5 protein-coding genes and 2 pseudogenes (1 of these 7 running past the window's edge) are annotated in these 7,905 nt (G+C 67.1%); 4 read left to right on the forward strand and 3 right to left on the reverse strand.

The annotated features are described in order from the left end of the window. Window positions 1–251: 251 nt before the first annotated feature. A complete protein-coding gene (locus ADK54_RS41590) occupies window positions 252–4,490 on the forward strand; it encodes a Hint domain-containing protein (RefSeq protein ID WP_053731062.1) in 4,239 nt (1,412 codons plus the stop codon). A 664-nt stretch (window positions 4,491–5,154) separates the two neighbouring features. Then, entirely contained in the window at window positions 5,155–5,490 is a 336-nt protein-coding gene (locus ADK54_RS41595) for a hypothetical protein (protein ID WP_053731063.1), read from the forward strand. Between the two features lie 206 nt (window positions 5,491–5,696). Here the strand turns inward: ADK54_RS41595 and ADK54_RS48130 are convergent, their stop codons facing one another. Then, window positions 5,697–5,813 (reverse strand): DUF6225 family protein, encoded by a 117-nt coding sequence (locus ADK54_RS48130; RefSeq protein ID WP_324610232.1) that lies wholly within the window; start codon window positions 5,811–5,813, stop codon window positions 5,697–5,699. A 250-nt stretch (window positions 5,814–6,063) separates the two neighbouring features. Beyond that, window positions 6,064–6,372 carry a hypothetical protein gene (locus tag ADK54_RS46560; protein ID WP_053731064.1) on the reverse strand — a complete coding sequence of 103 codons (309 nt, stop codon included), beginning with the start codon at window positions 6,370–6,372 and terminating at the stop codon, window positions 6,064–6,066. Between the two features lie 169 nt (window positions 6,373–6,541). Here ADK54_RS46560 and ADK54_RS46565 point away from each other — a divergent pair, with 169 nt between their 5' ends. After that, window positions 6,542–6,838 carry a hypothetical protein gene (locus ADK54_RS46565; protein ID WP_053731065.1) on the forward strand — a complete coding sequence of 99 codons (297 nt, stop codon included), beginning with the start codon at window positions 6,542–6,544 and terminating at the stop codon, window positions 6,836–6,838. Between the two features lie 63 nt (window positions 6,839–6,901). Continuing rightward, window positions 6,902–7,832, forward strand: a pseudogene (locus tag ADK54_RS48135) (IS3 family transposase); the annotation flags it as partial. A 31-nt stretch (window positions 7,833–7,863) separates the two neighbouring features. Here ADK54_RS48135 and ADK54_RS41620 read toward each other — a convergent pair. Beyond that, a pseudogene (locus tag ADK54_RS41620) lies at window positions 7,864–7,905 on the reverse strand (IS30 family transposase) (its annotated part continues 1,092 nt past the right edge of the window); the annotation flags it as partial.

Here is a 7,905-nt window from a genome sequence, read left to right on the forward strand (position 1 = left end):
GCGTCCGGGTGTGCGGCCGGCCTGACCTGCCGACCGCGCACCCGGCGCCCACGCACCACCCCACGCGGTTCTCTTTGTGAGCTTTTTCGACTCCCCCTGCTCTTCGCCGCGATGACGCCCGAGGCAGGGGGGTGCTTTTCCGTTTCCACAATTGAGGGGGGATTTTTCCCGTGATACGTAAATTCCGGCCCAGAGCCGGAAGACGGCGCGGCCGTGCAACCACGGTAACGTCGGGCGCCCTGTCGGCGACGGTGGCCCTGGCCATCCTCGTCGGCGCGACCGGCGAAGCCGCTGCCGCCACGGCCGGCCGCACCGGGCAGGCGTCGTACACCCAGACTCTGGCGTCGTTTGACCGTCTGATGGCGTCCCTGCCGAAGGCCGCCGGCGCACCGGCTGCGGCCCCGCCCTCGGAGCTGGACAAGCTCAGCGCCGAACGCGACCGCCAACTCGTCGAGGACTACGCCGAGTTCGACGACGAGGAGGAGGTCAAGGAGGCCGCGAAGAAGGCGCTGGAGAGCAGTGACCCGAACGCGATCAAGGAGTTCCTCGCGCATGGCGAGGCCGAGGCGCGCCAGCGTGCCAAGGACAAGAGCGCCGGCACCGACGTCAAGAACCGTCAGCAGATCGAGGCGATGCGCGGCACCGGCGGTCCGGTGTTCAACGCCGAGGTCGAACGAGTCCTGAAGGGCGATGCCCGGGCCCGTGCCGACTTCCTGGCGTTCGGTGCGGACCTCGCCCGTACGCAGGACAAGAAGAACGAGCAGAACGCGAAGGACCGCGCGGCGGAGCTGCGCAAGCGCGTCGAGATGCTTGTGGCCTCGGGCGGCCCTGAGGTGAAGAAGGCCGCCGCGGCCGCCCTGGCCACCAACGACGACAAGGTCATCGCCGAGTTCCTCGACAAGGGCTATCTGGTCGCGGAGAACAAGGACGCGGCAGACCGGGCCGCGCACGAGAAGGCGCTCAAGGAGGCGCAGGAGGCCGCGGAGAAGCTCCGCGTGCTGGCCGAGAAGGCCGCCCGCGCCGCCGAGGCCCGCACCAAGCTCATCGCCGCCCACGGCGATGCGGTCAAGGCTCTCAAGGAAGCGTCCAACGCGATGACTTCCGCGGCCGGGCAGGCGCGCCAGGCGGATCGGATGCTGTCCGCCGACCGCGCCGGCAAGGCCCTGTCGTCCTACGACAGTGTCAAAGCCGAGGCCGCCCGCCAGGTCGACATCGCCGCCGGTGCCGCGAAGGCCGCCAAGGTCGCCGCCGCGCAGGCCAAGGTCCAGGCGGACGTCCTCGTCGAAACCGGCCTGACCTACGGTACGCAGTGGTCGGACGTCGCCTCAGGCATCGCCGCCGCAGCCGAGGCGGCCGTCAAGGCAGGCGAGACCGCGCAGAAGGCGATCGAAGCCACCGAGGCCGACGCCAAGGGCCTCAACGCCAAGAACCAGGCCGAGCTGCACGAGCAGCAGGCCAAGGCATGGCGGGCCAACGCGGTCGAGCACGCGAAGGCCGCCGCTTCTTTGGCGGAGGCCGCCGACAAGCAGGCCAAGATCGCAGCCGACGCAGCCGCCCGTACCAAGACGGCCCGCATCGCAGCCGAGAAGGCCGAGAAGGAAGCCTGGGAGCACGCCAAGAAGACCCGCGAAGCACGAGAGGAGGCCCAGCGCCAGGCGAAGATCGCCGCTGAGCAGCGCACCATCGCCGAACGCGAGCGCAATCTGGCAGCCCAGGCGCGGGCACGCGCCGAGACGGAGCGGAACAACGCGGCAGCCGCGCGAGCACGCGCGGAGGCCGAGGCCCGCACGGCATCCGCGGCACGCGCCGAGGCCCAGGCGGCCGGCGCCACCGCAGCGGAAGCGCGGGCACGCGCCGCCGAACAGGAAGGCATCGCCTCCAAGGCGGACGACAACGCCCGCGGCGAAGAGACCAAGGCCCGCACCGCTTGGTACAACAGCCGCGCGGCCAAGATGGATGCCGACGCCAAGGAAGCCCGCGCCCAGGCCACCCTGTCCATGGCGAATGCCGTCAAGGGCACTCAGTACTCCGTTGAAGCCCAGACTGCGGCGGCCGCGGCACGAACGGACGCCAACACCGCTTCCGCTGCGGCCGGTCAGGCGCAGAATGCCGCCAACGCGGCCAGTGGTGCTGCGGTCCGTGCCCGTTCCGCAGCCACTGATGCCGCCGGTGCGGCGGCGCGTGCGCGTGCTGCGGCGGCGGAAGCCACCGCGCACGCCGCGCGTGCGAACGCCGCTGCGAACAAGGCCGAAGCAGCTGCTACCGCCTCCAGGGCGGCAGCCAACCGTGCTGATGCTGAGGCTGCTGCGACCCACGCTGCCGCTCTGCGTTCCAACGCCAAGGCTGCCGAGGCCACTGCCCAGGAGGCCCGCGCGGGCGCCGCTGCCCATGAGGCCGCCCGTCTGGCCGGACTGGCCGCGATTGAGGCCAAGAACGCTCTCCAGGCTGCCAACCGCACTAAGGAGGAAGCTGAAGGCGCCACCCGTGAGGCGGCGATGGCCAGGCTTCAGGCCGGCGTCGCGGTTCAGGCTGCCGCTGCGGCACGCAGCACGGCCGCAGGAATTGCCGAGCCGGCCAACACGGCCATCGAGCTGACGGCTCCCTTTGCGGGCAAGGACATCGACGCGGACTTCGCCGCAGCGGTGGCCGCCGCCGCCCGGGATCTGGGCGAGGAGCAGGTTGCCTCGGCCGAGGCCAAGGCTGCCGAGGCAGTGAAGGCGGCCGATGCCGCTGACGAGGCCGCGAAGCGGGCCAACGCCGAAGTCGCTCCAGCCTTCAAGGCCGCCGCTGACGCGGCGCGTTCCTCGGCGAATGCGGCTCGTTCGATGGCTGCGGCCATGAAGTCGTCCGCGGAGGCTGCGGCGGACGGAGCCAAGGCACGGGCTGCCGCGGCGCGTGCCAACGAGGCCGATGCTCAGGCCCGGGAAGATGCCAGGCTCGCCGACCAGGCAGCCAAGCAGGCCTTCGCCGATGCGGTGGCTGCTCGCCAAGCAGCCAATGAGGCCGAAGCCGAAGCAGCCCGCGCCCGTGGTGCCGCCACAGAGGCGGAGAACCATGCTGCGGCCGCCGCCGGCGCTGCCGACCTGGCGGAGAAGGAGGCCAGTGTCGCCCAGGGCGCCGCGACCCAGGCCGCCAAGGACGCCGAGGATGCCGGCAAGCTCGCCGATTCTGCCGAGGCCCATGCCAAGTCGGCCAAGGAGTCCGCTGACAACGCCCTGAAGCTCGCCAATGAGGCAGACCAGGTTGCTCGGAAGGCGGAAGAGGAACAGGTAGAACGCGAGCGCAAGGCCCGCGAGGAAGCTGCTGAAGATGCGCAGGAGAAGGGAAATCTTCCAGCCCTGTCCGAGCAGGAAAAAGAGGCCCTCAAGGCCGCAGGGTTCAATCCAGATGAATACGAGCGCCTTCGTGAACTCGCGAATAAGAGTTTGCTCGACTTCATCGTCGAAATCGGCGGCGAGGTTCTGAAGGGCCTCGTCGACTGGGACAACATCGCGAAGTGCTACAAGGAAGGGAACGTCGAGGCCTGCATCTGGTCCGTAATCAACAATGTTCCCACGACCAAGCTCCTGGGGATGGTAAAGAAGCTCCCGGACCTGGCCAAGTCGGTCAAGCGACTCATGGGCATCGGCAAGCTCCTTGATGAGTCGGCGGATGCCAAGAAAACCCTCAAGGAAGCCGACAAGATCCTTGAGGAAGCCAAGAAGAAGATTCCAGACTGCCCTGTGCCGAATAGCTTCACCCCGGAAACCCCGGTACTGATGGCAGACGGCACCACTGAACCGATCAAGGACGTCCGGGTCGGTGAGAAGGTTCTGGCAACCGAGCCTGGGACCGGCGAGACCGGGGCACATGAAGTTGCTCGCGTGATCGTGGGCGAAGGCGAAAAGAACCTAGTCGAAATCACCGTCGACACCGACGGTGCGGCAGGGAACGCCACCGGCGTGGTCACTGCCACGGACGCCCACCCCTTCTGGGTCGACAACCAGCACCGCTGGCTGGACGCCAAGGATCTCAAAACTGGCGACCGGCTTCGAACACCCACAGGCGATCTGCGAGACGTTGTCAGCACTCGAAAGTGGACCGAGAACCGCAAGGTCTACAATCTCACCGTGGATAGCCTACACACGTATTATGTGCTGGCAGGCAACACGGCGATACTCGTCCATAACGCAAATTGCAAGATTGACGGAATTTTTCCTGACTGGGCCTCTAAGGGCTTCCATGTGAAGTTGCCTGGAAAGTCTGGAGTGGTAGAAATATCGGTCTATGCTGACGATGCGGGCGTCTTGCAATACAAGTCCACGTTTAGCGGGCGGGAGGTCAAGGATGCCATCAAAAAGGTGAGCCAAGACTTCGCGAACGAGGAATTCAGGGGCAAGTCCTTGGTTCAGGCGAAGAAGGGCCTCCAATACTTGGAGGAAAATTTCCCCAACAGTAAAGAGATTCCAGGCTTGCGAAATCTCGTCAAAGCGCTTGGCGGTGGAAATTGATGCAATCTGAAACAGCGAGGATTCGTGACTCTTCGGCAATCCTGGAGTTCGCGCGCACCGGTCAACTTGGATTTCTTGCTCTGGGTGCCTCGGCCCGAGAGGTCGAGGACTGCATGGGGAAACCGAGTGGTGTTGTCGAGAGTGCAGCACGCATGACTGCCTACTCAGACGTCCAGCTGGGGTACTCCACGAGCGGGGTCGTGGGCCTTATTTCTGTGGAGCCGAACCCCTTCACGGGCCTGGTGGTATTGCCGCCACCTTTGGGCTCTGGGATTCCGACGCTGGCCCCCAGCCTGGAAGAGTTCCTCACGTATCTGCGTCGGCATGATATTAGGGTGGAAGGCAAGGAACTCTACGCTCCAGGTGATTTCTGGTGGGTGGTGCAAGGGTCCGGAGTCTCCTTGGCATTCAACGAGGAGGGAGAATTGCAGACGGTTTCTAGGTCAGACCGGGATCTATTGGCCTGGTAGTCGAACCGGCATCTCCGTAGCCAACGCCGTTTCGGGATGGCATGGCATTCATGGAGGATGACGTCCGGGCTCACCGGACGGTCGGGGCGTAGATTGACTCCTCGCAGAGTAAAAGGGGAGGGGGAGGAGACGAAACTTGGCCCCCTCCCCCTCCCCCTCCCCGTAAATATGGTATTCCGGCCCTCCCGGCTTGCTTGATCGACCTCAAGCTGGACGACTCCGTCCTGTACGCGCTGATTCCGGTGGTCGCGATCGTGCAGATCGTGCTCGCGTTCACGGTCCTGAAGGCCCGCATCCGCTACATGAAGTCGCTGTGGAAGAACAAGCGGACCCGGTTCCTCGCCCTCGGCCTCCTGGCCGTCCGGTTCGTCATCCGCTACGGCCTCGGCGTCGCAGGCCTCGCCCTTGGCGCGGTCACCGGCCAGCTCGCTCTCGGCATCGTGATGGCGGTCATCGGCACCGTGATGGCCTGGGGCGACCAGTGGCTCATCCTGCGCACCCTCAAGCACGCCCATGCCAACGCCGCCTGACGGCCCGTCGGGTCGCTCGGCAGCCCCCGGCCCGCCAACACCGACGGGCCTCGCCGCTGAGAGCGGCACGGGGCTCTTCGCGTGTGCGCCCTTCGCGTTCTGACCAGCACGAAGGATGACGCCAAGACCGCTGTCCCCACCTGCCGAACTCCTGGGTGAGGGACACCGTTCGGGACATGGTTCGAGGTCACACCATGACGACAGGCTCAGACCAGGTCGTGCTCGTACCGGCCAGCCTTGAAGTCGGCGAACAGGGTGTACTCGACCTCGGTGCGGACCTTGCCCCTGTCGCGGTACTCCTTCTCCACCGGCTCCAGGTCGATTCATCCGTCGCGCCGACGTCGACAGGCCCCAGCCTTATGCGCTCGGGGCAAAGGAGCCCGCCAGGGTACGGCTGAATATCGGGCCAGTACTTGGGGTGACCGTACACCGGGATTCCGGCGCCCAGCACGGAACGGGAAGCGGCAGGTGAGGGGCGAGCCACGTCCTTCAACTGGCTGCCTCCGCACCGAAGTTCAGCATTAGCGCCGCGTCCCGCCCCGATCGGCGGCGTCCGCAGCCTGGGCGGCGAGATCACTGCGAAGGATAGGGGGTGATCCAGGAGTTCAGTGTGACGCCCTTGGCACGGACCATGCCGGGCATGCGCAGCAGCCGGGCATCGCTCATGTCCTCGGCCAGGGTTCGATGCGGTCCATGATGACGTAGGCCTCGGCGTAGAAGCCGGTGCCGGCCGTTACGGTCCGCGTTCATGGCCTTGCGGACCTTGCGCACGCTGGTGACCAGGTCCCAGGTCACGTTCTGGCAGCTGGCCGCCGCGTTCCCCGCGCTGGCGCTGCAGCCGGTCGCCCCGGCTGCCACAGCGGCGGCCACCAGGCCGGCCACCGCTCTTCCCCACCCCAATATCCCTAGCGTTGGATCGCGTCACGGCCGCTGTCGGCGCACGAAGGGAACGACTTCGGTCGGTGCTCTTCAGCCCCCAACCGGCGGACCGGCAGCCGGTCGACCCGCGCGCCGCCGCCGCATCATCCCGGCGGCAGGATGGGGTGGCCTCATGGGCAGCGACGAGGTACCCGTACGGCCACCCGTAGATGTCGTCCGGCCGGTCGCGGTCATGGACCTCCCCGGGGAGCACCACTGGGCCAGCGGCCCAACGCGCTATGAGATCAAGGCCGACGGGTGGCGGGCTGTCGGCGCGGTCCTCGAGGAGCACCGCCCGGTGCTGCTGTCCCGCCAGGGCACCAACCTTGCCCCGCACTTTCCTGAAGTCCTGGAAGCACTGCGACACCTTCCGGTCGGCACCGTGCTGGACGGCGAGGCTGTGATCTGGTGCGAGGGCAGGCTCGACTGAGGCGCCCCCGGTGGTGTGGACACTCTGACAATGGATCTTGCAGATCCGAGGAAGGGTGTCCTGGTGGGACGGAAGTCTCCGTATCCGGCGGAGTTCAGGAATGATGCCGTCGCGCTGTATCGCGCGGCGGGTGGGAAGCGCACGTACGCGGTGGTGGCGGCGGATGTCGGGGTGACCGGCGAGACACTGCGGAGCTGGGTGCGCCAGGCCGACGAGCACGCGGGCCGCGATCACGGCCGCGGCGAGCAGCGCGTGGAGAGCCGGGATGAGGAGATCGCCCGGCTGCGCGCGGAGAACGGCCGGCTGCGCAAGGCGGAGAAGGAGTGGGAACTCGAGCGGGAGATCCTGCGCCGGGCGGCTGCGTATTTTGCCCGGGAGGTGAAGTGAAGGACCGCCGCTGGGACTTCATCTCCAAGAACCGTGGCGACTTCGGTGTCCAGCGGATATGCCGTGTCCTTCAGGTCTCGCGCTCGGGCTTCTACCGGTGGATTGCCGGCGCGCAGGCCCGCGCCGAGCGGCAGGCTGCCGACGAGGCTCTGGTCTCGGAGATCCGCGAGGTCCAAACACCGCGCACAAGGGGATGTACGGGGTCCGGCGCGTCCATGCCGAGCTCCGCGGCTTCGGGCACACGGTGAACCGCAAGCGTGTCGAACGTCTGATGCGGCGGCACGGGATCGAGGGCCGGCACCTGCGGCACCGCAAGCGCACCACGGTCCCGGACCGACTCGCACCGCCCGCCCCGGACCTGGTCCAACGCGACTTCCACGCCAGGCAGTTGAACGAGAAGTGGTGCGGCGATATCACATACGTGCAGGTCGGCGGCTCGTGGCTGTATCTCGCCTGCGTGATCGACATCTGCTCGCGCCGGGTGCTCGGCTACTCGATGGCCTCGCACATGCGGGCCGAGCTGGTCATCGACGCCCTGACCATGGCGGTCGCGGCCCGCGGCGGCAACGTCACCGGAGTGATCTTCCACGCGGACCGGGGCGCCCAGACCGGGTTCAACCAGTGGATGCAACACTGGCTTATTTCATCGATAGTAGATGGTCGTTGAGGGCTTCGGCGGG

This window comes from Streptomyces sp. WM6378 (assembly GCF_001279695.1).
GTDB lineage: Bacteria > Actinomycetota > Actinomycetes > Streptomycetales > Streptomycetaceae > Streptomyces.

Bases quoted from the DNA above. Each gene is read 5' to 3' on its own strand.
- ADK54_RS46565 (WP_053731065.1), top strand. From the start codon at position 6,542: ATGGGCAGCGACGAGGTACCCGTACGGCCACCCGTAGATGTCGTCCGG.